The sequence below is a fragment of the Streptomyces erythrochromogenes genome (assembly GCF_040684695.1).
GTDB lineage: Bacteria > Actinomycetota > Actinomycetes > Streptomycetales > Streptomycetaceae > Streptomyces > Streptomyces erythrochromogenes_C.
Map to the genome: position 1 here is coordinate 649,764 of NZ_JBFBGM010000001.1, position 24,024 is coordinate 673,787.

23 protein-coding genes are annotated in these 24,024 nt (G+C 73.9%); 10 read left to right on the plus strand and 13 right to left on the minus strand.

Features of this window, described 5'->3' with window-relative positions; genetic code table 11:
* Positions 1–75: 75 nt before the first annotated feature.
* Together AB0O53_RS02725 and AB0O53_RS02730 are read right to left on the minus strand one after the other, a co-directional pair.
* Positions 76–1,707 carry an amidohydrolase gene (locus tag AB0O53_RS02725; RefSeq protein WP_350989187.1) on the minus strand — a complete coding sequence of 544 codons (1,632 nt, stop codon included), beginning with the start codon at positions 1,705–1,707 and terminating at the stop codon, positions 76–78.
* A 25-nt stretch (positions 1,708–1,732) separates the two neighbouring features.
* A complete protein-coding gene (locus AB0O53_RS02730; RefSeq protein WP_350989189.1) occupies positions 1,733–2,386 on the minus strand; it encodes a TetR/AcrR family transcriptional regulator in 654 nt (217 codons plus the stop codon).
* Positions 2,387–2,455: 69 nt separating this feature from the next.
* On the opposite strand from AB0O53_RS02730, the gene AB0O53_RS02735 reads away from it, so the two are divergent.
* A complete protein-coding gene (locus AB0O53_RS02735) occupies positions 2,456–3,901 on the plus strand; it encodes a purine-cytosine permease family protein (RefSeq protein WP_365192868.1) in 1,446 nt (481 codons plus the stop codon).
* 94 nt (positions 3,902–3,995) lie between these two features.
* Here the strand turns inward: AB0O53_RS02735 and AB0O53_RS02740 are convergent, their stop codons facing one another.
* The 8 genes from AB0O53_RS02740 to AB0O53_RS02775 all read right to left on the minus strand — a co-directional run bounded on the left by AB0O53_RS02740 (position 3,996) and on the right by AB0O53_RS02775 (position 14,084).
* On the minus strand, positions 3,996–6,551 hold the full coding sequence (locus AB0O53_RS02740) for a galactose oxidase family protein (protein WP_365192870.1): 2,556 nt from the start codon (positions 6,549–6,551) through the stop codon (positions 3,996–3,998).
* A gap of 124 nt (positions 6,552–6,675) precedes the next feature.
* The gene (locus tag AB0O53_RS02745) at positions 6,676–8,334 is read right to left on the minus strand and encodes a carboxylesterase/lipase family protein (protein ID WP_365192872.1); all 1,659 of its coding nucleotides are present in this window, start codon (positions 8,332–8,334) and stop codon (positions 6,676–6,678) included.
* A gap of 122 nt (positions 8,335–8,456) precedes the next feature.
* Positions 8,457–10,841 (minus strand): ATP-binding cassette domain-containing protein, encoded by a 2,385-nt coding sequence (locus AB0O53_RS02750; protein ID WP_365192874.1) that lies wholly within the window; start codon positions 10,839–10,841, stop codon positions 8,457–8,459.
* Positions 10,842–10,930: 89 nt separating this feature from the next.
* Complete coding sequence (locus AB0O53_RS02755) at positions 10,931–11,344, minus strand: VOC family protein (RefSeq protein WP_350989199.1); 414 nt, start codon at positions 11,342–11,344, stop codon at positions 10,931–10,933.
* A gap of 57 nt (positions 11,345–11,401) precedes the next feature.
* The gene (locus tag AB0O53_RS02760) at positions 11,402–11,830 is read right to left on the minus strand and encodes a helix-turn-helix domain-containing protein (RefSeq protein ID WP_350989201.1); all 429 of its coding nucleotides are present in this window, start codon (positions 11,828–11,830) and stop codon (positions 11,402–11,404) included.
* Positions 11,831–11,945: 115 nt separating this feature from the next.
* On the minus strand, positions 11,946–13,040 hold the full coding sequence (locus tag AB0O53_RS02765) for a carboxylate-amine ligase (RefSeq protein ID WP_365192876.1): 1,095 nt from the start codon (positions 13,038–13,040) through the stop codon (positions 11,946–11,948).
* 86 nt (positions 13,041–13,126) lie between these two features.
* Complete coding sequence (locus tag AB0O53_RS02770; RefSeq protein WP_350989205.1) at positions 13,127–13,450, minus strand: plasmid stabilization protein; 324 nt, start codon at positions 13,448–13,450, stop codon at positions 13,127–13,129.
* 139 nt (positions 13,451–13,589) lie between these two features.
* Positions 13,590–14,084: a DUF5133 domain-containing protein gene (locus AB0O53_RS02775; RefSeq protein ID WP_365192878.1), complete on the minus strand. Its 495-nt coding sequence runs from the start codon at positions 14,082–14,084 to the stop codon at positions 13,590–13,592.
* Positions 14,085–14,253: 169 nt separating this feature from the next.
* Between AB0O53_RS02775 and AB0O53_RS02780 the strand changes: the two genes are divergently transcribed.
* A complete protein-coding gene (locus tag AB0O53_RS02780; protein WP_435886585.1) occupies positions 14,254–15,165 on the plus strand; it encodes a YwqG family protein in 912 nt (303 codons plus the stop codon).
* A 42-nt stretch (positions 15,166–15,207) separates the two neighbouring features.
* Positions 15,208–15,777 (plus strand): GNAT family N-acetyltransferase, encoded by a 570-nt coding sequence (locus AB0O53_RS02785; protein ID WP_365192882.1) that lies wholly within the window; start codon positions 15,208–15,210, stop codon positions 15,775–15,777.
* On the opposite strand, the gene AB0O53_RS02790 is transcribed toward AB0O53_RS02785, so the two are convergent.
* Entirely contained in the window at positions 15,761–16,351 is a 591-nt protein-coding gene (locus AB0O53_RS02790) for a DinB family protein (protein WP_350989213.1), read from the minus strand. The genes AB0O53_RS02785 and AB0O53_RS02790 overlap by 17 nt on opposite strands.
* Positions 16,352–16,514: 163 nt before the next feature.
* On the opposite strand from AB0O53_RS02790, the gene AB0O53_RS02795 reads away from it, so the two are divergent.
* Together AB0O53_RS02795 and AB0O53_RS02800 are read left to right on the plus strand one after the other, a co-directional pair.
* A complete protein-coding gene (locus AB0O53_RS02795) occupies positions 16,515–16,940 on the plus strand; it encodes a secondary thiamine-phosphate synthase enzyme YjbQ (RefSeq protein ID WP_350989215.1) in 426 nt (141 codons plus the stop codon).
* Between the two features lie 129 nt (positions 16,941–17,069).
* Positions 17,070–17,513 carry a hypothetical protein gene (locus AB0O53_RS02800; protein WP_350989217.1) on the plus strand — a complete coding sequence of 148 codons (444 nt, stop codon included), beginning with the start codon at positions 17,070–17,072 and terminating at the stop codon, positions 17,511–17,513.
* 88 nt (positions 17,514–17,601) lie between these two features.
* Here the strand turns inward: AB0O53_RS02800 and AB0O53_RS02805 are convergent, their stop codons facing one another.
* Positions 17,602–18,060: a hypothetical protein gene (locus AB0O53_RS02805; protein ID WP_350989219.1), complete on the minus strand. Its 459-nt coding sequence runs from the start codon at positions 18,058–18,060 to the stop codon at positions 17,602–17,604.
* A gap of 175 nt (positions 18,061–18,235) precedes the next feature.
* On the opposite strand from AB0O53_RS02805, the gene AB0O53_RS02810 reads away from it, so the two are divergent.
* The 5 genes from AB0O53_RS02810 (at position 18,236) to AB0O53_RS02830 (ending at position 23,521) form a co-directional block, all read left to right on the plus strand.
* Complete coding sequence (locus AB0O53_RS02810; protein ID WP_350989221.1) at positions 18,236–19,114, plus strand: YhjD/YihY/BrkB family envelope integrity protein; 879 nt, start codon at positions 18,236–18,238, stop codon at positions 19,112–19,114.
* Between the two features lie 183 nt (positions 19,115–19,297).
* On the plus strand, positions 19,298–22,003 hold the full coding sequence (locus AB0O53_RS02815) for a winged helix-turn-helix domain-containing protein (protein WP_365192886.1): 2,706 nt from the start codon (positions 19,298–19,300) through the stop codon (positions 22,001–22,003).
* Positions 22,004–22,145: 142 nt separating this feature from the next.
* Positions 22,146–22,343: a DUF8691 family protein gene (locus AB0O53_RS02820; protein ID WP_030662027.1), complete on the plus strand. Its 198-nt coding sequence runs from the start codon at positions 22,146–22,148 to the stop codon at positions 22,341–22,343.
* A gap of 124 nt (positions 22,344–22,467) precedes the next feature.
* Entirely contained in the window at positions 22,468–22,926 is a 459-nt protein-coding gene (locus AB0O53_RS02825; RefSeq protein ID WP_136228109.1) for a DUF7144 family membrane protein, read from the plus strand.
* A 355-nt stretch (positions 22,927–23,281) separates the two neighbouring features.
* Complete coding sequence (locus AB0O53_RS02830) at positions 23,282–23,521, plus strand: chaplin (RefSeq protein ID WP_350989226.1); 240 nt, start codon at positions 23,282–23,284, stop codon at positions 23,519–23,521.
* 81 nt (positions 23,522–23,602) lie between these two features.
* Here the strand turns inward: AB0O53_RS02830 and AB0O53_RS02835 are convergent, their stop codons facing one another.
* Complete coding sequence (locus AB0O53_RS02835; protein ID WP_365192889.1) at positions 23,603–23,977, minus strand: ATP-binding protein; 375 nt, start codon at positions 23,975–23,977, stop codon at positions 23,603–23,605.
* Positions 23,978–24,024: the final 47 nt, after the last annotated feature.

Here is a 24,024-nt window from a genome sequence, read left to right on the forward strand (position 1 = left end):
GGAGCCCGGTCGCCCGAACACCCGTGCCACCCGCCGTGATCCGGCCACGACGCGACCGGGGAAGGCCGGTACCGGTCAGATGCCCGGGTCGCGGTGCGCCGGGCGCCCGTCGACGACGGTGAGCAGTACGGGCAGTCCGGGCAGGTCGGTCGCGGCCGTGCTGAGCGGGTCGTCGGCCAGCACCGTGAGGTCGGCGCGGTGGCCCACGGCGATCCGGCCGGCCACCGCCTCCTCGCCGGTCGCGCGGGCCGCGTTCACGGTCATGCCCTGGAGGGCCTCCAGCGCCGTGAGCGCCTGCTCGGGGCCGTGCGGGGGCTGCGTGAGGTCCCGGCTGGGCCGGCGGTGACGGGCACCGGCCATGACACCGAGCGGCGGGAAGGGGGCGATGGGCCAGTCGGAGCCGAGGACGACGGTGGCGCCCGCGTCCCACAGGTCGCGGCAGCGCCAGGCGCGTGCGGCACGTTCCTCACCGAGGCGGCGCGACCAGTTGTCGGTGTGGTCGGCCCGGGTGAAGTCGCAGCAGTGGGTCGGCTGCATCGACGCGATCACGTCGAGCTCGCCGAAGCGGCGCAGGGTGTCGTCGGGCACGGTCTCGATGTGCTCGACCCGGTGGCGCACCCCGCGCCCCGTCCCGGACCCGCTCCGGGCCTTCTCGACGGCGTCGAGGACGTGGCGGACGGCCGCGTCACCGATGGCGTGGGTGGCGGTGGGCACCCCGGCCCGGTGGAACTCGCCGATGATGCGGGTGTAGACCGAGGGGTCCGGCCAGAAGGCGTGCGTGGACTCCCCGTGGCAGTCCGGGCGTTCCAGCCAGGCGGTTCCGTTGTCGATGGTGCCGTCCATGAAGATCTTGACGCCGTCGGTCCGCCACAACGCGCCGCCGGCGCCCTGCTGTTCGATGAGCGCGCGCACCCCGTCGGCGTCGGTGCCGGGCTGGCACCAGGGGGCGACGCGCAGCCGCAGCGGCAGCTCCCCGGCCGCGTCGAGTTCGGCGAGGAAGGCGAGGCTGTCGCCGTTCGCGTCCATGACGTGGGCGCCGGTGAGCCCGGAGGCTGCCATGGCGCGCAGCGCGGCGGCGAGGCGGTCGCGGCGCTCCCCGCGGGTGGGCTGCGGGGCGACGCGCTCGACGAGTTCGCAGGCGGCGTCCTCCAGGAGCAGGCCGGTGGGGCGGCCCGCGGCGTCGCAGACCACCTCGGCCGAGGCCTGGTCGAAGGTCCGGGGCCCGTCCACCCCGGCCAGCTCCAGCGCGCGCCGGCTGGCGACCATGGAGTGCGCGTCGAAGAGCAGCAGGAGGGCGGGAACGCCGTCGAGCACGGCGTCGAAGGGCGCGCTGTCGACGGGCCGGTCCCCGAAGGCGTTGGGGTCCAGGCCCCAGCCGTGCAGCCAGGCGCCCGGCGCGAGTTCCCGTACGCCGCGGGCGAGGGTCTCGCGCACCTGCCCGAGGTCGGAGCACCCCGAGAGGTCGAGGCCGTGGGTCAGTTCGGCTCCGGAGACGGGGTGGGAGTGGCCGTCGACCAGGCCGGGGGTGACCACGGCCCCCTTGAGGTCGATCACCGTCGTGGCGGCGTCCGCGCCCGCGCGGATCAGGCGGTCGTCGCCCAGCGCCGAGATCCGGCCGTCGGACACGGCCATCGCCGTTTGCGGCAGGAAGGTCCCGCTGACCGGGTCCAGGATGCGGGCGGACAGCAGGGCGAGACGGGTGTGCACGGCGGCTCCAGGGTGAACGGGACGGTCAGTTGGGGGTGTCGGACGCGGGCCCGCCGGGGGCGAGGGCGCCGCTCGCGAGGCCGAGGGCGTGCTCCGCGGTGGTGACGGCCATGCGGGCCACCGCTGCGGGGTGGCCACCCGTACCGGTGTTGGCGTGCGCGCCGAGGCCGTCGAGGACGACGAGGATCTGGACCGTGGTCACGGACGGGTCCTGCGTACGGAACTCACCGCGCTCGACGCCCTCGCGCAGCAGGCCCTCCAGCCGGCCGCGCCAGGCCGCCTCCTGCGCGGTGACCCGGTCGCGCAGCACGGGCCGGTAGCGGCTGAGGTGGCGTGCGTTGATCCACAGCCGGCTGATGGCGTCGTAGTCCTCGCCCGAGGTACGGGAGAAGAAGCGCGCCAGGTGCTCCGTGGGGGTGCCGCCGGGCCGTTCGGCCGGCAGCAGGGCGTCCAGCTCACGCCCCGCGGCGCTGCCGAAGGCCTCCGCCACCAGATCCTCCACCGCGGGGAAGTAGTGGCTGATCAGACCCGGCCGGACCGTCAGGTCGTCGGCGATCCGGCGCAGCGTGACGCACTCCAGTCCCTCGGCCAGGGCCACCGCGGTCGCGGCGTCGACGATCTCCGCCCGACGGGCTTCGGGAGACTTCCGGATTCGTTTGCGCTCGACGCTTGACGACATACCGGGGATGCTATTGAGTGTGCGACCAATAAGCAAGCAGGTGGGTACGACCAGCACACGGAGGACCTCATGGCGTCCACGCTCCCCGACCCGGTCCCGGCCCGGCCCCCGGTCCCGGCCGCCGCCGAACGGGCGGGCCGCATCGAGGCCCACGGCATCGACCACATTCCCGACGGGGAGCGCCGCGGCCACCCCCGCGAGCTGTTCTCCGTCTGGGCCGCGGCCAACGTGAACTACCTCAGCCTCGTCATCGGCGGGGCGCTGGTCCTGACGGGCCTGAGCCTGTGGCAGTCCCTCGCCGTGATCGTGGTGGGCAACCTCTTCTGGGCGCTCCCGGGGCTGCTCGCCATCTCCGGTCCGGCCGCCGGCGCACCCAGCGAGGTCATCACGCGGGCCATGTACGGGGTCGTCGGCAACCGCGTGAACCAGGCGATCGGCGGCTGGATGGTCTCCGTCTGCTACTTCGCCCTCAACCTGGCCGCCGCGGGCGCCGCCGCCTTCGCCCTCGCCGAGCGCGCCGGCATCGCGGCGGGCATCGGCGTCAAGATCCTGCTCGTCGTGCTCATCGCCGCCCTCACCCTGGCCATCAGCGTCTACGGCCACGCGATGATCGTGAAGCTCTACCTGCCGATCACGGTGGTGCTGGCCGCCGCCTTCGCCGTCGTGGCCTTCGCCGTCGTCGGGCGGACCGACTTCTCCTACCGGCCCGCGGAGCCGCTGACCGGCACCGCCCTCTGGGCGGTCCTCGTCGCCGGCACCACCATGATCGCCGCGGGCCCGCTCTCCTACACCACCAGCGCAGACTTCTCCCGCTACCTGCCCCGCACCACCTCCCGCAGGGCGATCGCCGGCTGGACCGCAGGGGGAGCCTTCCTGCCCAGCGTCCTCGTCAGCTCCCTGGGCGCCTTCGCCGCCACCGCCGTGGACATGACCGACCCGCAGACCGGGCTGGAGGCCCTGCTGCCCGGCTGGTTCTACCCGCTCTTCCTGCTCGCCCTGGTCCTCGGCACCATCGCCATCAACGCACTGACCGCCTACAGCGCCGGACTCGCCCTCCAGGCCGTCGGCATCCGCATCCGCCGTTCCGTCAGCGTGCTCCTCGACGGAGCCGTCTCCGTCGCGCTGACCCTGTACGGGCTGCTCGCCTCCGGCCTCCTGGACACCGTCAGCAACGCCCTGCAGCTGACCGTGGTCCTCGTCGGCCCCCTGATGGCCGTGTACGCCGTCGACATCGTGCTGCGCCGGGGCCGCTACGACGGCGTCGCCCTCTCGGACGAGACCCCGGGAAGCCCCTACTGGTACACGGGCGGCGTCAACCGGGCCGGTGCCGTCGCCGCCCTGGCGGGCGTGGCCGCTGCCGCCCTCTGCGTCGACACGCTCTACGCGGGCCCGGTGGCCGCCGCACTGGGCGGGGTGGACCTCTCCCTGCCCGTCGGCATGACCGTGGCGGCCGCCCTCTACGCGCTCCTGATGCGCCGGTCGCCTGCCGTGCTCGCCGCGCGGGCGCGGGCCTGACCCACGTACCGGGGCCCCGGGACGGGTGTCCCGGGGCCTCGGTGTCCGGTGCGCCCGCCCGCCCCGGCACGGGGCCGTGTGGGCGCACCGGGGGTCAGGAGACGGTGACGAACTGCCCGATGCTCGGCACCCCTTGGGCGTCGAGGGCGAAGAGCATGTACGTCCCCGGCAGCACCACACCGGTGTCCGCGGGGATCGACACGGTGTAGGCGCCCCCTCCCGCGGGCGCGGACACGAGCGGCACCCGCCGCTGGTCGTTGTCGGTGGAGTGGGTCGCGGCCGCCGCCCGCATCAGGACGAACGACGCCACCGACGACCCGGTGCTCACGGTCAGCTGCGTGCCGGGAGCCGCCCTCGGGGGCACGCCCCCGGTGATGACGGGCCGCGGCTTGGGCGAACCGTCCGCGTTGAGCAGGTAGGGCGGAGTGAAGACCGCCCCGTCGGGATGGTTGGTCGCGCAGTCGCCGCACAGGCCGCCGCCACCGGAGAAGACCCGGCCGTCCGGCAACAGGTTGGCCACGCTGTGGTAGTTGCGCGGGACGGCCATGGAGGCGAGCGGGGTGAACTTCCCGGTCGCCGGGTCCCAGAGCTCCGGCGTGAGCACCGAGGTGGCGTCGCTGAACGGCACCGGGTACGCCTGGCCGCCGAAGACCGCCACCTTGCCGTCCGGCAGCACGACGCTGTTGCTGAAGGCGCGGGGGTGCTCCATGTCCCCGGTGCGGGCCGCCTGGACCTGGCTGCCCGAGATGCCCACGGTGTACGCCCGCTGCGTGGCGGGGGAGTCCTGGTAGGCCGGCGAGCCGCCCAGCGTGACCAGCTTGCCGATGTCGTACGGCACGGCGTTTCCGGTCATGGCGTCCTGGCTGTCGGCCCGGGTGCCGGCCGGCGTGACGGACCCCTGGCCGCTGGTGGAGATCCAGTTCATCTGCTTGCTCGGACCCAGCTGGAGGACCTTGCCGCCCGAAGTGGCGTGCAGCCACATGTGGTTGTCGGCGCGGTACGGGCCGGCCGGGTCGGCCGTCAGCGCCGTGGACGCGGGAACGCCCGGGAGCCGGCGCCAGGTGCGGGTGTCCGGCGACCAGACCTCGCCGGCCTTGTCGGTGCTCGCGTTGCCGCTCCACGAACCGCCGAGGACGAAGGCTTCGCCCGTCGAGAGCAGCGTCATGGCCTGGTAGCCGCGGGCGATGTTCATGCTGGTGGTCGCGGACCAGGAGTCGGTGGCCGGGTCGTAGATGCTGGCCTTCTCCGCGTTGCTGCCGCCGGTCACCAGCACCCTGCCGTCGGCCAGCATGGCGATGCCGGGGCAGAACATGTCGTGGCCCGTGTTGTCGATCCGGCGCTGGGTGACCTTGCCCGTCTTCAGGTCCAGGATCGCCGTCTGCGTGTAGCCGTTGCTGCCGCCGAACCGGTCGACGGCGTACGCGGACCACGCCAGCAGCTTGTCCCCGGGCAGGGCGGCGGTGGCCACCGGCACCAGCGGGAAGCCGATGATCCGGCCCCAGGACCCGTGCACGGCGGGGCTGGCCGGACCGCTCAGGCGTATCTCGCCCGCCGAGGTCCACGGACCGCGGCCGCCGGCCTCACTGGTCACGGTGAGACGTATGTAGCGGGCGTGCTCGGCGCGGGTGAAGGTGGCGGTCTTGGCGGTGTCGTCGTCCCGCCAGGTGCCGGACGCCACCGCGGAGCCGAAGGAGATGCCGTCGGTGCTGGTCGCGACGGTGTACGCGCCCGCACGCCCGTTGGGTCCGTCGCCGCGCGGATGGTAGACGAGGGCGGAGACGACCGCGGTGCGGTGCATGTCGATGGTGATGCTGTGCGGCAGCGGAGCCGGGGTGCCGGACCACTTGCTGTGCCAGAGGGTGTTGGCGTTGCCGTCGAGCACGTTGGCGGCGCGCCCGTTCTCGCTGCCGGTCTCCTCGTCGCTCGCCGTGGCCGTCCACCCGGCCCGCGACAGGTCGACGGTCGCGGCGGGGGTGCCGGGGTCGCCGAGCAGGTCGATCTCGGCGGCGGAGGACCAGGGCCCCCGGTTGCCGGCCTCGGTGACCGCCGTCAGCCGTACGAACCGGGCGCCCGTCGGGGCGAAGCCGAGGGTCTTGGCCGTGGCGTCGTCGGCGAGCGTGCCGGTGGCCACGGGGGTGCCCCAGTTCTGGCCGTCCGCGCTGACGCTGAGCGCGTACTCGCCGACGCGCCCGTTGGGCCCGTTGTTGCGGGGACGGTAGACGAGGGCGGAGACGACCGCGGTGCGATGCATGTCGATGGTGATGCTGTGCGGCAGCGGAGCGGCGGGCGCGGTCCACTTGCTGTGCCAGAGGGTGTTGTTGTCGCCGTCGAGCACGTTGGCGGCGCGGCCGTTCTCGCCGCCCGTCTCCTCGTCGCTGGCCGTCGCCGTCCACCCGGCCCGGTCCAGGGCGGGGGCCGCGGGCTCCATGGCGTTCGCCGGCGCGACGCCGTGGTGCGGTGACTGCACCGCCGCCTGCTGGTCGGTGGGCACCGGCGCGGCCCGCGGGTCCGGGACCCGGCCGGCCGCCGCCGTGCTCGTGACCCCGAGCCACGGCGTCAGGCCGATCAGCAGGGAGCCGAGGGCGAAGGCTATGAGCAGGTGGGAGCGGCGTAACAGGCGGGAGAGCGCGAAGGAGCGCCTGGACTGCAATCTGACCTCCTGGGGCGAACTGATGTGCCCCGAAGAACATAGTCAGCGCCCGCGCAACCCGCCCGGGAATGGGGAGAGTTGGCGGGAACCCGTGCGACCGCCCCGCCGCGGGCGCCGGGAGGCGTCAGGAAAGGCCGTCCCAGAAGTCGAGGCGGTGCTCGCGCCGGTAGTCGACGGGACCGATCCGCCGCGGAGCCAGGGACTGCGTGTACGGCCGGTCCACGCGGTGCGCCGGCCACCCCGGCAGACCGGCAGCCCCCGGCGCACCGGTACGGGCGAACGCGGCCCAGTAGCCGGTCATCGCGGCCGACAGCCGGCGCTGCGCCGGGGTGAACCGGGCCTCGGCCGCCCCGTCCTCGAACAGGTACGGGACGTCACCCGCGTGGAAGGCCCCGAAGGCGAAGCGGCCCGGCAGCGGGAGGAACATCGGCGCGTCGCGGTCGGCGAACTCGTAGGCGTACACGGGCACGTGCGGGGCGAGCGCGTCGTGCTGGGCCTGCGTGCCGCGCGCCCACATCCGGTCGGTGACCACCGCCGCCCACGCCAGCGCGGGGGACGCGAAGGCGCCCGGCGGGTACGCGGCCCGTACCCGCGCCGCGCCCCCGGCACCGAACGCCGTACGCAGCGCACGGTCGTAGTCCGCCCCCGTGAAGGGCCGGCCGGCCGCGTCGTACGCCATCCCGACGAAGGTGCGGTGCTCGTCACGGGTGGCCCCCGACAGGACGGGCACCCGGTGGAAGCGTCCGGCCCGCAGGGCGGCGGGCGGCAGTTCGGGCAGGGTGGCGTTGCCGTAGCCGAACGCCTGGAAGGCGTTCATGATGTACGGCACCTCCAGGATCCTGCCGGCCGGCAGGGAGCGCAGGCAGTCCAGGACGCGCTCCGGACGGGGGTCGCCGCATCCCAGGGACGAGGTCGTCGCCGTGGTGATGTCCTCCATCTCCCGCCCGGTCCGCCAGACGTACCACGGGTACCCCGGCACACTCGGCCCCATCGCGCCCGCCGGCATGTCCATCATGCCCTCGCCGCTCGCCATGACCGCCCGGTCGAACAGGCCCGCGGAAGCCGGCGAGACCAGGTGCGCGGCGACGGCCGACGCCCCGAAGGAGACGCCCGCGACGGTGACGTTGCCCGGATCGCCGCCGAAGGCCCGCGCGTTCCTGCGTACCCAGGCCAGGGCCGCCCGCTGGTCCTGCAGGCCGAAGGTGCCGGAGCCCGCCAGCCCCGGCAGGGCCAGAGCGCCGAAGACGCCGAGCCGGTAGTTGACCGTGACCACCACCAGGCCGCGCGCGGCCAGCCGGCGCCCGTCGAAGAAGGAGCCGCCGCCCACGGAGCCGTCCCCGTGGATCCAGACCAGTACGGGTGCGGCCCGCCGCCGGTCCGTGCCGGGCGGCGTGGTCACGTTCAGGACCAGGCAGTCCTCCTCCGTACTGGAGATCCGCGCGTACGGCGAGGGCACCTGGGGGCACAGCGGCCCCGGCGCGGTGGCGTCCCGCACGTCCTTCCACGGCGCCACGGGGCGCGGTGGCGCCCACCGGTGGCGCCCCTCGGGGGCGCCCGCGTAGGGGATCCCCCGGAAGAGCAGGTGCGGGCCCGACCGCTCCCCGCGCACCGGTCCGGCGTCCGTGCGCACGGTCTCGCCGACCGGCGCCGTGGCCGTGCCCGGCCGAGCGGCGCAGCCCGGCGTCGCGGACAGCGCGACGGCCGGCGCCAGGGCGCACACCGCCGCCACGAGCGACCGGCGGGCGAGGAAGGGGCGGGCGGGCCCGCGAGGCGTCACCGTCACCCGGCAAGCCTTCCGCGCACCGCCCGGTCCGGCGCGCGTGCGCACCGTACGCGACCTGATCGGACGCGGCCTGATCGGACGCGGGCTCCGCGGCCGCCGGGGCGGCGGAGCCCGCCCGCCGGTCAGGCGCCGACGTAGGCGGCGAGGTGCTCCCCCGTGAGGGTGGAACGGTCGGCCACGAGATCGGCGGGGGTGCCCTCGAAGACGATCCGGCCGCCGTCGTGGCCGGCGCCGGGGCCGAGGTCGACGATCCAGTCGGCGTGCGCCATCACCGCCTGGTGGTGCTCGATGACGATGACCGACTTGCCCGAGTCGACGAGCCGGTCGAGCAGGCCGAGGAGCTGCTCGACGTCGGCGAGGTGGAGCCCCGTGGTCGGCTCGTCGAGGACGTAGACCCCGCCCTTGTCGGACATGTGCGTGGCCAGCTTGAGCCGCTGCCGCTCGCCGCCGGACAGCGTCGTGAGGGGCTGGCCGAGGCTGACGTAGCCCAGCCCGACGTCGGAGAGCCGGTCGAGGATCCGGTGCGCGGCCGGCGTCGCCGCCTCACCGGAACCGAAGAACTCCAGGGCCTCGGTCACCGGCATCGCGAGCACCTCGCTGATGTCGCGGCCCCCCAGGTGGTAGTCGAGCACCGATGCCTGGAACCGCTTGCCCTCACAGTCCTCGCAGGTGGTCGCGACACCGGCCATCATCGCCAGGTCGGTGTAGACGACTCCCGCGCCGTTGCAGGTCGGGCAGGCGCCCTCCGAGTTCGCGCTGAACAGTGCCGGCTTGACGCCGTGCGCCTTCGCGAAGGCCTTCCGGATCGGGTCGAGCAGACCGGTGTACGTCGCCGGGTTGCTGCGCCGGGACCCGCGGATCGCCCCCTGGTCGATCGAGACGACGCCCTCGCCGGCCGGGATCGAGCCGTGGATCAGCGAACTCTTCCCGGAACCGGCGACGCCGGTGACGACGGTGAGGACGCCCAGCGGGATGTCCACGTCGACGTCGCGCAGGTTGTGCGTCGTGGCGCCGCGGATCTCCAGCCGGCCGGTGGGCTCGCGGACGGTCTTCTTCAGCGCCGCCCGGTCGTCGAAGTGCCGGCCGGTGATGGTGCCGCCCTTGCGCAGCCCGTCGACGGTCCCCTCGAAGCAGACGGTGCCGCCCGCCGTCCCGGCGCCCGGACCGAGGTCGACGACGTGGTCGGCGATCGCGATCGTCTCCGGCTTGTGCTCCACCACGAGCACCGTGTTGCCCTTGTCGCGCAGCCGCCGCAGCAGGCCGTTCATGCGCTGGATGTCGTGCGGGTGCAGGCCGGTGGTGGGCTCGTCGAAGACGTACGTGGTGTCGGTGAGGGAGGACCCGAGGTGGCGGATCATCTTGACGCGCTGGGCCTCGCCGCCGGAGAGCGTGCCGGCGGGGCGGTCCAGGGAGAGGTAGCCGAGCCCGATCTCGACGAACGATTCGAGGGTCTGGTGGAGCGTGGTGAGCAGCGGCGCCACGGAGGGCTCGTCGAGGGAGTCGACCCAGGCGGCCAGGTCGCTGATCTGCATCGCACACGCGTCGGCGATGCTCACCTTCTTGATCTTCGACGAGCGGGCCGCCTCGGTGAGCCGGGTCCCGTCGCAGTCGGGGCAGGTGGTGAAGGTGACCGCCCGGTCCACGAACTCGCGGATGTGCGGCTGCATCGACTCGCGGTCCTTGGCGAGCATCGACTTCTGGATCCGGGGGATGAGCCCCTCGTAGGTCATGTTGATGCCCGCGATCTTCATCCTGACCGGCTCGCGGTGGAGGAAGTCGTGCAGCTCCCGCTTGGTGTACTTGCGGATCGGCTTGTCGGCGTCGTAGAGGCCCGACTCGCTGTAGAGCCGGTAGCTCCAGCCGCCCGGCTTGTAGCCGGGGACGGTGAGGGCCCCGTCGTTCAGGGACTTGGAGTCGTCGTAGAGCTGGGTGAGGTCGAGGTCGGTGACCGAGCCCCGGCCCTCGCAGCGCGGACACATGCCGCCGGTGATGCTGAAGGAGCGGCGCTCCTTGACGGTCTGGCCGCCGCGCTCCACGGTGACCGCCCCCGCGCCGCTGATGGAGGCGACGTTGAAGGAGAAGGCCTTGGGCGAGCCGATGTAGGGCTTGCCGAGCCGGCTGAACAGGATGCGCAGCATCGCGTTGGCGTCGGTCGCGGTGCCGACCGTCGAGCGGGGGTCGCCGCCCATCCGCTGCTGGTCGACGATGATCGCCGTGGTCAGCCCGTCCAGCACGTCGACCTCGGGGCGCGCCAGCGTCGGCATGAAGCCCTGTACGAAGGCGCTGTACGTCTCGTTGATCAGCCGCTGCGACTCCGCGGCGATGGTGTCGAAGACCAGTGAGCTCTTGCCCGAGCCGGAGACCCCGGTGAACACCGTCAGCCGGCGCTTGGGGATCTCGATGCTCACGTCCTTGAGGTTGTTCACGCGGGCGCCGTGCACGCGGATCAGGTCGTGACTGTCGGCGGCGTGCCGGCCGGGGGGCTGCGTGTTCTTCCTCGTGGCCATGCTTGACGTCTCTCCATCCATGGGGCGGGCCGGTCCGCGGCCCCGCCGGTGACGCGAACGCGACCGGCGGGACCGCGGGGGAGGGGTTCCTACTGCTTGCGGGGCTGGTTGAAGCGGAGCATGTTGCCGGCCGGGTCGCGGAAGGCGCAGTCGCGGACGCCGTACGGCTGGTCGATGGGCTCCTGCATGACCTCCCCGCCGGCCGCCCGGATCCGCTCGAAGGTGGCGTCGACGTCGTCGGTGGAGAAGATCACGCCGCGCAGCATGCCCTTGGCCAGCAGCTCCGCCATCGCCTGCCGGTCCGCGGCGGGCGCGCCGGGGTCGGCGAGCGGCGGTTCGAGGACGATCTCGACGTCCTGCGTGGGCGAACCGACGGTCACCCAGCGCATGCCCTCGAACCCGACGTCGTTGCGCACCTCCAGGCCGAGGACGTCGCGGTAGAACGCGATCGCCTTGTCGTGGTCGTCGACTGCGATGAAGCACTGCGAGAGGTTGATGTTCATGGCTCCGACGCTACGAGGCGCCCGCCGATTTCGCTTCTCCATTCCTGACCGGATCCCCTACCGGTCCGCCGGTCCGCCGGCCCGCTTCGGTTCGGCGCCCCTGACCGGTCGCGTCATGTACTTGGCGACGCACGCCGGGATGGCCTCGCCCGCCTCGTGCGCGCGGGCCCGGTACGCGCTGGGACTCTCGCCGACCAGCTCGGTGAAGCGCGAGCTGAAGGAACCCAGCGACGTGCTCCCGACGGCGAAGCAGACCTCCGTCACGCTCATGTCGCCCCTGCGCAGCAGCGCCTTCGCGCGCTCGACGCGGCGGGTCATCAGATAGCTGTACGGGGTCTCCCCGAAGGCGGCGCGGAAGCTGCGGGAGAAGTGCCCCGGGGACATCAGGGCGACCTTCGCGAGCGCCGGAACGTCCAGGGGCTCCGCGTAGTCGCGGTCGATCACGTCGCGGGCACGGCGCAGCCTCACCAGGTCTTCCAGCGTCATGCGCACCAGCATCGCACGGTGCGAACGGCCGTCCCGGGCTTCGGCCGCATCCGCCCCGCCCCGTGCGCCGGTCCGGTCCGCCGGTCCGGTCCGCCCGCCCCACCCGCTCCGCGGCTCAGCCCGACGGGGAGTCGCCCACGATCAGGTTCCGCAGGGCCGGCATGCCGCCCTCCCGCAGGGCGCGGCGCTGCCGGTCGGCCGGCGTCCCCTCCTGGAGGAGCCGGTGCACGAGCGACGCCACCTCGCGTTCGTCCCCGGACTCCGCCAGCGCCGGAGCGACGTGGGCGAGCAGGGAGGACAGCACGTCACCGCTGCTGCGGCAGCGCCCGTCGGGATCGACCAGCGTCGAGTTCAGGCCGTGCCGGGCCGCGTGCCAGTTGGCGGCCTGCAGCAGCTCCGGCCGGCACCGGGCCGGGGCGGCCCCGGCCTTCTCCTCGGCGAGGGCGACCGCGACCAGCGCCCGGACCAGGCCGGCCAGCATGACGGCGTCGTCCGCCCGCAACTGGACGTCCAGGCACCGCACCTCCACGGTCGGGAAACGGTCGGAGAGCCGAGCCTGCCAGTACAGCTGGCCCCGGTCGGCGATCACCCCCGAGGCGACCAGGGCGTCGATGCGCTGCTCGTAGTCGGCCAGGCCGTCGAAGTACGGGGGCGGACCGCTGACCGGCCAGCGGCCGAAGACGATCGTGCGCCAGCTCGCGAAGCCGGTGTCCTTGCCGTCCCACACGGGGGAGTTCGCCGACATGGCCAGCAGCGTCGGGAGCCAGACCCGGATGCGGTTCAGCACCGCGACACCGGTCGCCGGATCGGGCACCCCCACATGGACGTGCATGCCGTTGATCAGCTGCTCGTCCACCAGCTGCCGGGCCTGGCCCTCCATCCGCAGGTACCTCGGCTTGCGGGTGACCGGCACCGCGGAGGCGTTCCGCAGCGGTGCGGCCGCGGCCATGGCGACCCGGCAGCCGTGCTCCTCGGCGGCGGACGCGACCGCGTGCCGCAGCCGCAGCAGGTGCCCGCCCACCTCCTCCAGCTCCGTGCAGACGGGCGTTGCGACCTCGACCTGCGCCTGCAGCAGTTCGTCCTGGACCTCGCCGTCGTCGGCGATCGGCCCGAGACCCGCGGCCCTGCGCACGTCATCGGCCCCGGGGACCGGCAGCACCGTCACCGGGTCCACCAGGAGGTATTCCTCTTCGACGCCGAATGTGATCACCCGGTGCGGTTACCCCGGGACCGCCCTGATCATCCGCCGCCTACGCCGGTCGGCGCAGGCGGTGTCCGGCCGCTCACGGGCCGGCATCAGTGGCCCAGCCTCCGCTTCAGTTCCGCCTTGTCCATCGAGGAACGGCCGTGGAGGTTCCTGCGCCGGGCCTCCGCGTAGAGCTGGTCGTAGGTGGGGCCCTGGGCCCCGGTGTGGGAGCGCAGGCCGCCGCGCCGGCCGGAGGAGATGTCCTCCAGCGACGTCCTGCTCGCCGTTTCGGACTCGCCGGCCCTGGCCCGTTCCTTGTTCACCGTCCGCGCGGCGATCTCCTTCGCCCTCTCCGGGCTCTCGCCGCGCTCCTCGGCGCTCTCCTTGATGTGCTCGTACTGTCGTTCCCGCTTGGGGCTGGAACCGCGAGGCATGACGACTCCCTTGCTGGTGCGCGGACGCGTGCGGTACGTCCGGGCGCCTACCCGGGGCGCGGCACGGCACACGGCCGCCCCCGGGCGACGGGCCCCGCAGGCGACCGGCCGCGCAGACGGCCGCCTCCGCCCGCGGCGGTCAGTCCGGTCCCGGTCCCGGTCCCGGACCCGGTCCCGGTCCCGGTCCCGCCAGGTGCCGCTCGGCCGCCAGGACGGCCTCGTGGACGGTCGAGCGGCCCATCAGCACGCACAGGGTGTAGGCCGCGTCGTCCATGGCGCTGCGGGCCGCCCCGTCGCCGGGTGCCCCGGCGAGCCGCTCCCGGGCCGCCCGGAACCGGGCCAGGACGTCCTTGGTCCGGGCCCGGCTGGGCAGCAGCCCCACGCCCCGCCCGCCCTCCGGACCGGACCGGGGGCCCAGCAGCGCCTCGACCGCCCGCCGCAGCGCCCGGTCCCACCGGGCGGGTACGGGTTCCCCGTGCGCCCCCGCCACCACGGCGGCCGCGAAGTCCGCCACCGGTACCCGCGCCAGCTCGGCGGCTGCCGCCAGCACGAGCCTCGCCTCACGGGTCCCGCAGGGGGCCAGGGCCATCACCATGCCCGTCGCCCACTCCACCGTCGCCTCGCCACGGAGCACCGGTACATGCTCATCAGAGGACTGATGAATGCTTTGAGAGGTCACCGATCATCCTTTCAACCGAAGGCTGCACGCGCGGTGTGGGGAAGTATGAAAGGTATTCCCGCTCCAGTTGCCTTTCCACACCCGCAGAACGCACCCCGTGCCGCCGGCTTGTAGGTTCGCCCGCATTACCTTCACCACCCCGCCGCGGCCGCTGGATGCCGAGGCGCTCTTCCCCGGACTGGCCGCCCACCGTGCGACGGCGACCAGGCTGCACCCCCGCGCCGGACGCCCGACGGTGCGTGACAGCCACGTCGGCGGTCCGCTGCTGTGGCCGGCCGGTGAGCCGTGGCCCGAATGCGACGAGCCGCACCGGTACGGCGGGCCGTTGCTCGCGGTGGCCCAGCTGTACGCCCGGGACGTCCCGGACCTGGCTCCCGGGCCCGACGGCTGCGATCTGCTCCAGGTCTTCTGGTGCCCCTTCGACCTCCACGGGCCCACGGGGTACGGCATGCACGTGAGGCTGAGGTGGCGGCGGTCGGCCGAGGTGCGCGAGGTGGCGGCGCCGCAGCCGCCGCCCGGGCGCGTCGGGTTCGACGGCTACGTGCCCGAGCCGTGCCTGCTGCATCCGGAGCGGGTCACCGAGTACCCGTACATCGAACTGCTGACGGGCGAACTCGGCGAGCGCGTCGCGGAGTGGGAGGACGCCCAGGAGGAGGCCGCGTACGAAGACGAGGACGAGGACGCGTACGTGGACGAGGCCGCGTACGAGGACGGAGACGGGGAGGCCGCTGCCCCGCCGACCTATCAGGGCGACCTGTCGGTCGCGCCCGGCTGGAAGGCCGGCGGGCACGCGGCGTGGAACGTCACCGGGCCGGGAAGCGCGGACTGCAGCGACTGCGGCCACGCGATGCGGCTGCTGCTGACCATCGACTCGTACGAGTGGCGCTCCGACAGCGAGAGCTGGCGCCCCCTGCCCACCGACGCCGGCGCCGACACGAACCGGCCGACTGGGGTGGCCGTGGGCAACTTCGGCAAGCTCAACGTCTTCGCCTGCCGACGGGATCCGGCCCACCCCCACCACTTCAGCGTGCAGTGAGCGGACCTTCCCGGCCTCCGTCGGGGATGCCATGATCGCGTCATGAACGTGCACACCCCGGCGGCCGTCGTCCGCACCCCGGGTGCCCTGCTGGGCGACCCCGCCGCGCTGACGGCCCTGTTGACGGACTACCACCTGAGCACGGAGGCGGAGAAGGGGCTGCCCGTCGCGGACGCGACCCAGCTGCCCGCGCGCTACCGGGCGGAGATCCGGGACCCGCGGGCCGCCTTCGCGGACGACACCGTGTTCCTGGCCGTCGACGAGGGCGTGCCGGCGGGCTGTCTCGTACTGACCGCGCCGGATGCGGGGACCGCGGAGATCAAGCGGGTCTGGACGGACCCCGCCCGTCGCGGACGGGGCCTCGCCTCCGTCCTGCTCCGGGCGGCGACCGCCCACGCCGCCGCGAGCGGCGTCGCCACCGTCCGCCTGTCCGTGTGGAGTTGGCGCACCCCCGCGATCGCCCTGTACGAGCGGTCGGGCTTCCGTACGACCGGCTCGTGGGACCCGCGCGAGGACCTGGTCTGCATGGAGTACGCGTCGCCGGCCCAGGAGCTCGACCCGGTCCCCACGCCTACGCCCGCGCCCGCGCCTACACCTACGCCTGCGCAGTGAGGGGCGCGGCCGACCTGGCGGCCTGCTCGATCCTCGCCCAGTGGGCCGCACGGGCCTCCGCGTCGGTCCGCCCCTCGTGCTCCGGGCGCATCCCGGTCCGGCCGTCGAGGCCCTCGCGCAGGATGTCGGCGTGCCCGGCGTGCCGGTTGGTCTCGCCGAGGACGTGGACCAGGACGGCGAACAGGTTCGTGTTCGGGGAGCGCTCCGGCCACCACGGCACGTGGCCGGGGGCGTCGAGGGCAAGCTCGTCGATCGTCGCGTCGGAGTGTTCCCACGTGCGCCGGTAGAACCCGATGATCTGATCGCGGGTCTCGTCCTCGGACGCCCACTGATCGCTGCCGTCGGAGTCCTGCCACCGGCACAGAGGCTCCGGCGAAGGGCGGTCGAAAACCTCGCCGAAGTACCTGGCCTCGACGGTGGCCACGTGTTTGACCAGGCCGAGAAGGTTGGTTCCGGTCGCCGTCAGAGGCCGGCGGGCGTCGTATTCGGACAGGCCGTCGAGCTTCCAGAGCAGCGCCCCGCGGTCCCGCCGCAGTCTCCCGTGCAGGTTGTCCTTCGCGAATTCCTCGATCATGCGGCACGAGCCTGCCACGGGCCGCTCCCGGTCTCAAGATCGTGAAGGTGGTCCGCAGCGACCGGCAGCGGCCGCCAACGACTGGCAGCAGCCGGCAGCGACCGGCGACGGCGGCGCGGCGGGGCTGCACCGTGGCGCGCCCGGGCGGCGGGAGGATGGCGCCATGGCAGACACCTTCGCATCGCGCACCATCGACGTGACGACCGGGGACCGGGAGACCGTCCACGACCTGACCTCCGCCTGCGCGGCCTTCCTCGGGGAGGTGGCCCGCGGCCGGAGCGGCCTGCTCAACGTCTTCACGCCGCACGCGACCGCCGGGCTCGCCGTCATCGAGACCGGAGCGGGGAGCGACGACGACCTGCTGACGGCCCTCAAGTCCCTGTTGCCCGCCGACGAGCGGTGGCGGCACCGGCACGGCTCCCCGGGCCACGGACGCGACCACGTCCTGCCCGCGATCGTCCCGCCCCACGCGACGCTTCCGGTGATCGACGGAGCGCTGGAACTCGGAACCTGGCAGTCCGTCACCCTGGTGGACACCAACCGGGACAACCCCCGCCGCCAGGTCCGTCTGACCTTCCTCGCCGGCTGACTCGGTCGCCGAGCGGGCGCAGGGGTGAAGACGTATCCATCATGACAGGTCAGAGCCGGTTTTCGTAGGATCAAGGGCACAGTCGATTGCCCTTGTTTGGGGCCCTGTGCGGCTTTCAGAATCAGCGTCATGAATCACACGGCGCACATCAGTCACGACGCGGTACTCCGAGCCCGGGTCGCCCTCCTCGGTTCCCAGGCCCTGACGGTCCGACAGGAGGTCGCCGCATACCGCGTGCTCGCCCGCGTGAGCCCGCTCGCGTACCTGCCCCTGCTGGCCCGGGCGCTGTGCGCCTACAGCCGCCAGGAGTTCGCCGACCAGCCCGGCACGGCCCTCGCCCTGCGGGCCGAGGCGGTCGGGGCCGCACGCCGGATGTACTCCCTGGAGGCCGGAAGGCTGCAGCTGCTCGTCGTCGTGCTCAGGGCCTACGGGCTGCAGTTGGGCGTCATGGGGCGCCAGGAGGAACTCGACGCCGTGCAGGAGGAGATAGCCGCCCTGGACACCGGCCACCGGACCGAACTCGGCCCGCTGGAATACGAGATCACGCTCCTGGACGGACCCCGGCCGCGGTAGAGAGGAGCTGGCTGAAGCGGCGGATGCGGCGGGCGCGGCGGGCGGTACCGGGGCGCGACCGCGCCGCGGCCCGGCACCGCCCCGGCCCTCACCAGCGCCAGGTGAGGGTTCCGCCCTCCGCCACCTCCGCCCAGCGTTCGGCGGCACGGTCGAGCGCCGCGCACGCCAGCGCCACCTGCCCTTCGTCGAGCGGGCTGCGGCCCACGCCCCGGCCCGCGGTGCTCAGACCGGACCAGACGCGGTAGGTCCAGTTGACGCAGAGCTCGGCCCGCATCACCGCCTCGCCACCGCGCCGCAGGACCTTCATCCCCGACCGGCGGTGGCGGGTGGGGGCCGTCGTCTCGAATCCCTCGAAGGTGGCGCCCCGCGCCATGGCCCCCCAGAACCCGTCGGTGATCCCGAGCGCGCTCTCGACCGCCGCGTGCACGAGGTCGTGGGGCATGGTCGGACCGGTCGCCCGGGACATCTGCCGCACGTCCGGTCCCCGCCGGTCACGCACCTCCAGATCGTGCCGGTCGTCCGGAAGCTTTCGGAAGACGATGTCCATCGTTCCTTCTCTCAAGGGGCCCAGCCCGGAGCGTAGGCGCGGAACCCCGCGTCCGCGCTCCCTTTTCCGGAGCGGTGGCGGCCCTCCCGACGTGCCGGACGTCCTGGGCTGCCCCATCCTGCTCAGGGAGGGCCATCGCAGCCGACAGACGCCGTCCGCGGAAGGAGCCGTCACCGTGTCGGAACCGCGCGACAAGCCGCCCCGCTTCACCGTGCCGGCCTGGATGCGCAAGTACACGCCGTTCCTGGGCCGGATCCTCGAACAGTTCGCCCGCGTCAACCTGCTGGACTGCGCCACCCGCCTGGCCGCCCAGGCCTTCCTCGGAGCGATCCCCGCCATCTTCGTCATCGGGGCCCTCGCGCCCGACTGGATGCGCAAACAGCTCGTCTCCACCATCAGCGGGACCCTCGGCCTCACCGGCCCGGCACTGGACCAGGTCCGCTCGGTCGTGCACAACAGCGGCGAGGACACGGCGACCATCGCGAGCACCGGAGTGGTGGGCGTCGTCGTCACGCTGCTGTCCGCGACGGCCTGCAGCCGCGCCCTCCAGCGGACCTGCGAGCGCGCGTGGCACCTGCCGAAGGCGGGCGCCCGGCTCGCGGCCTGGCGCTGGGTGGCCTGGCTGCTGGTCTGGCTGACGGCGCTGCTGTTCCAGGGGCCCATCCAGCAGGCCTTCGGCGCCGGCCGGGTACTCGGCGCCGTCATCTCCCTGATCAGCGGCATCCTGCTGTGGTGGTGGACCCAGCACCTGCTGCTCGGCGGGCGGGTGGCGTGGCTGCCCCTGCTGCCCGGCGCGGTCCTGGTCGCGGTGGGGGCGAGCCTCATCAGCTGGGGCTCCCGGTTCTACATGCCCCGGGCGCTGAACCACAGCCTCCAGCAGTTCGGTGCCCTCGGGCTGGTCTTCGTCCTCCTGTCCTGGCTGATCATGTTCTTCGTCGTGGTCACCATGGGCGTCGCCCTGGGATACGTACTGGCCCACGAGCACCTGCTGGCGCACCGCCTGGGCACCGCCGACGACCCGCAGGACCCGGCCGCCGCCACCGCGCCGCAGTGAGCCCGCGGCCCGACACCGCCGGAGCGCACCGGACCGTGTCCGACCGCGGCCGACCGCGCCCGGCCGTGTCCGACCGCGCCCGACCGCGCCCGGCCGGGCCCGACCGCGCTTCACCCGTCGCGCTTCACCCGTTCCGGGGGACACAAGTGGTGATCACGACCGATCGCGGCTTCAGTGGAGGCTGTGGCCCGACCGCAGTGCGACCCGATGCTCACGGCCCGGTTCACCGCACCGGCCGTGCCGAAGACGCTCGTCCACCGGCCCGAGCTGCTCGAACGCCTCACGGCCGGGGTGCAGGGCCCGCTCACCCTGATCAACGGCCCGGCGGGCTCGGGCAAGACCGTGCTCACGGCCCACTGGGCGGCGGCCGGGGGACGCGCACCGCGGCCCCCCGTGTGGCTGACCGTGGAACCCGACGACGCCCCCGGCGTCTTCTGGGCGTACGTCCTGGAGGCGCTGCACCGGGGCGGGGTCGAGCTGCCCGCCGCCGTGGGCGTCCCGACCCGCGCCGAAGGCGTGACCCAGTCCTTCCTGGTACGTCTAGCGGCGGGACTGGCCGAGTCGGGGTCGGCACGGCCCGTGGTCCTCGTCCTCGACCAGTTCGACACGGCCCAGCCGCCCGCCATGACGGAAGGACTGGACTTCGTACTCCGGCACGCCGCCGGCGGGCTGCGCATCGTCCTCACCAGCCGCACGGACTCCCTGCTGCCCCTGCACCGCTACCGGGCGGCCGGCGAGATCGCGGAGATCCGGCACGCCGACCTCAGGTTCACCCACGCGGACGCCGAAGCCCTGCTGGCCGAGCACCGGCTGCACCTCTCGCAGGCCGGCATCCGGCTGCTCGTGGAACGGACCGAGGGATGGGCCGCGGGGGTGCGGCTGTGCGCCCTCGCGATGCAGCGCAGCCCCGACCCGGAGGCCTTCGTACGCCAGTTCGCGGCCGACCGCACCACGATCGCCGACTACCTGCTCACCGAGGTCCTCGACGCGCAGCCGCCGGCCACCCAGGACCTGCTGCTGCGCGTCAGCGTCACCGACCGAGTCCACCCCGACCTCGCGGACGCGCTGACCGGCCGTGACGACGGCGCCCGCACCCTCGCCGGGCTGGCCCGCGACAACGCCTTCCTGGAGCAGGTCGACGCCTCCGCCTGGTACCGGCTGCACCCCTTGTTCGCCGAGGTCCTGCGCGCCCACCTGCGCAGGCGCCATCCGGGCCTTGAGCAGCAGTTGCACGGGCGGGCGGCGCGCTGGCTCGCCGGGACCGGCCGGCTCAACGAGGCCGTCGTCCAGGGAGCGGCCGCCGGCGACTGGCCGTTCGCCGCCGGCCGCCTGGTCGACGCCCTGGCGATCGGCCGGCTGTTCACCGGCCTGGAGGCGGAGCAGCTGAACCGGGCGTTCGCCGCCCTGCCGGCCGACGCGCCGGGCGCGGCGCCCGCACTGGTCGGCGCGGCCGCCCGGCTCGTCGTACAGGACCTTCCCGGCTACGAGGAGGCGGTGCGCCGCGCGGACTCCCTCCTGGGCCCGGACTCCGGCGCGCCCGCCCGCCTCAGCCGGGCCTTCCTCGGGGTGCTCGCCGGGCGCGCGGCCCGCGACCCGGCGGCCACCGAGGGGGCGGCGGCCGACGCCGAACGCGTGCTCGGGGAGCTGCCGGCCCCGCCGGCCGCCGCGCACCCCGAGCTCCGCGCCCTGCTCCTCGCGGCCCTCGGCGCGGTGCGGCTCGGCGCCGGACGGCTCGACGGCGCCCGCAGCGCCCTCACGGCCGCGGTCGACGCCTGCGCGGAGCCCGCGACGGAGCCGGGAACGGAGGCCGGAACGCGGTACCCGCTCTGCGACGCCCTCGGCTCGCTGGCGCTGGTCGAGCTGTTGCGGGGCCGGCTCGGCCGGGCCGCCGAGCACGCCCGCGCGTCCCTCGTCGTGGCCGAGCAGGCGGCGCTGCCGCCCGGGCGGCGCTCCGGGACCGGGCACCTCGTCCTGGCGGGCGTCGCCTTCGAGCGGGGCGACCTGCCCGCCGCCCGCTCCCATCTGGACCTGGCCACCGCGACCGCGGCCGCCGGCCCCCGACCCGAACCCGCGGCAGCGGTCCAGGCGGCCGTCGTCGGTGCCCGGATCGCAGCCGCCGAGGGCGACGCCGAGGCCGCGCTCGCCGTTCTCGCCCGCCTGCGTCCGGCCGGGACGGCGCCGCAGGCGGGGCAGCCGCCCGCGTGGGCGGCGGACGCGCTGGCCGTGGCCGAATCGGCGGTGCACCTGGCCCGAGGTGATGCCGAGGCGGCCCTGCGGGTGCTCGATGCCGCGCCCTGCGGGCGGCCCGAGCACGCGCTGGCCCGCGCCCGGGCCCTCCTGGCGGCCGGGCGCACCGGGCCCGCGGCCCGTGAGCTGGCGGGCCTGCCCGCGGACGACGGCCTCCCGGCGCCCGTACGGGTGGGGGCGCGCCTGCTCGGGGCGGAGATCGCCGCGGCGGACGGACGCACCGGCGAGGCGCAGCGGAAGCTGGCCGAGGCCGTGGAACTGGCCCGGCCGGAGGAACTGCGCCGGCCGTTCGCGGACGGCGGGCCCTGGGTACGCCGGAACCTGCGGGCGACCTCCCGGCCGACACCGCGTCCCGGCCGAACGGCCGACGGGCGGACCGGGCGGACCGCGCAGAGCGGGCGGACCGGGCCGGGCGGGCCGGGCGGGCCGGACGCGCCGCCGCCCGTGGTGGAGGCGCTCAGCGCCCGCGAGACCGAGGTGCTGCGCCAGGCGGCACGGATGCTGTCCACCGAGGAGATCGCGGCCGAGCTGTACCTCTCGGCCAACACGGTCAAGACCCACCTGAAGAGCATCTACCGCAAGCTCTGCGTCACCCGTCGCAGCGACGCCGTCCACCGCGCCCAGGACCTCGGCCTGCTCTAGGCCGCCCCTTTCGGATCGTGCCGGACCGGCCCGCCGCGCCTCTCGCCCGTTCCGGGCGATGCCCGACAGCGCGGCCGGTCCGACCATGGCAGGGCAGGGCAAGGCACCTGAAGTCTTCCTTCGGAGAGAAGTGAGTGCTCTCATGCGCTACGAGTTCCGCATCTCGGGCGTCGTGCCGGACACACTCGCCGCGAACTTCCCCGAGCTCGACCGGATCCCGGTCCGGGAGCAGACGCTCCTCCTCGGCATCGTGGCGGACGAGGCACACCTGTACGGGCTCCTCACGCGCTTCCAGTCCCTGGGCCTGCGGGTGCTCGAAATGCGCCAGGTACCCGCCTGACGCCGTACCCGCTCCACGACCCGGAAGGGAGGACCACCCGCTTCGGGTGATCACGAGAAGCCGTCGGCCGGACGACACTGCGAGATGTGTCCGGCGCGGTACCGCCAACTGTGAGGTGAGTTCGATGGGCCAGTCGACACCGACCGGGGGAAATTGGAATACCGGCCCCGCGCCGGGCACCGCACCGCTGTCCAGCGGCGGCGACGGAACCGGAGGAGCGGTCGGCACGTTCTTCGCCGCGGTCCTCCTCGTGGTGACCGGATGCCTCGCGATCTTCCAGGGCATCGCGGCCATCGCCGAGGACGACGTGTACGCACGCCTCGGCAGCTACGTCTTCGAATTCGACCTGACGGCCTGGGGCTGGATCCACCTCATCGTCGGACTCGTCGTCGTCCTGACCGGAGTGGGCCTGTTCCTCGGCTCGAACGTCGCCAGGGGCGCGGGCATCGCCCTCGCCAGCCTCAGCATCATCGTGAACTTCCTGTGGCTGCCGTACCAGCCGTGGTGGTCGATCATCATCATCGCGATCGACGTGTTCATCATCTGGTCCCTGTGCACGAGTTGGTCGCAGAAGCCCGCGTGACGCGCAAGGCGGGCGGCACCCGGTCCGATCGGATGCGGACCGGGTGCCGCCGCGCGCGGTGACGCGAAGCCCCGGCCGGCCCGGAGGGGCCGGGGAGTAGCGGGAGTTGGGGCAGTGCGCCCCGCTCTCCGGCGTGGAGATCCGAACTGGTGTGTTCGAACAGGGAATTCGAGTCGGGGTGGCGGTGTGCGGTCGACACGGATACCTCCATACGGAGGCCGCGGGGACACCTCTTCGAGCGAACAGGGCCGTCGGGGCTTCGGTCGGCAGCGGTCGGCTGCCGATGAAGGAGGGGCGGCCCCCCTCGGGGCCGTGCGGTGCTCCGGCACCGTCGTGCACGACAAGGAGATTCCACGTGTCGCGTGTTTGGAAGAGTGCGGGCCTCGCCCTGGTGATGGGCCTGGCGGTCATCGGCGGTGCGTCCTCCGCCTCGGCGGACTCCGTCGCGGAGGGCTACGCCGTCGGCTCGCCGGGCATCCTCTCGGGCAACGTCGTCCAGATCCCGATCCACATTCCGATCAACGTGTGCGGAAACAGCATCAACCTGATCGGCGCGCTGAACCCGGCCGCCGGCAACACCTGCATCAACACCTGAGGGTCGTAGCGCAGCGCCCGTCCCGGCCGGACCTCCGGCCGGGACGGGCTGCTGTCGGCGGCCGGTCGGGCGAACAGGCGGTCAGGCGGCCCGGGCGTGCGCCGGGTGCCAGACGGCCCGTACGGACTTGCCCACCGCGTGCGACCGGACCGTCACGGACGAGGTCAGCTCCTCGACGATGCCCCAGCCGAAGCCGCCCCCGTTCTCCGGGTCGCCGGACCGCGGGACCGGGCGGGAACTGCTGCTGTCGTAGACCTCGACGACGAGGGACCCCTCCCGACGGGCCATCCGCAGCAGCCACCCGCCCTCCGTGTGCCGCACGGCGTTGCCCAGCAGCTCGCTGACCACGAGCAGGACGTCGTTGGCGTCGGCCCACGGACACCTGGCCCGCAGGAAGCGCACGACGGCGCGGCGCACCAGCACGGTGTCCGAACGGGAGGAGTCGAGGACCAGCATGTGAGCAGCTCCTTCTCAGGAGGTGGAAAAGGCAGGAAGCGGGACGA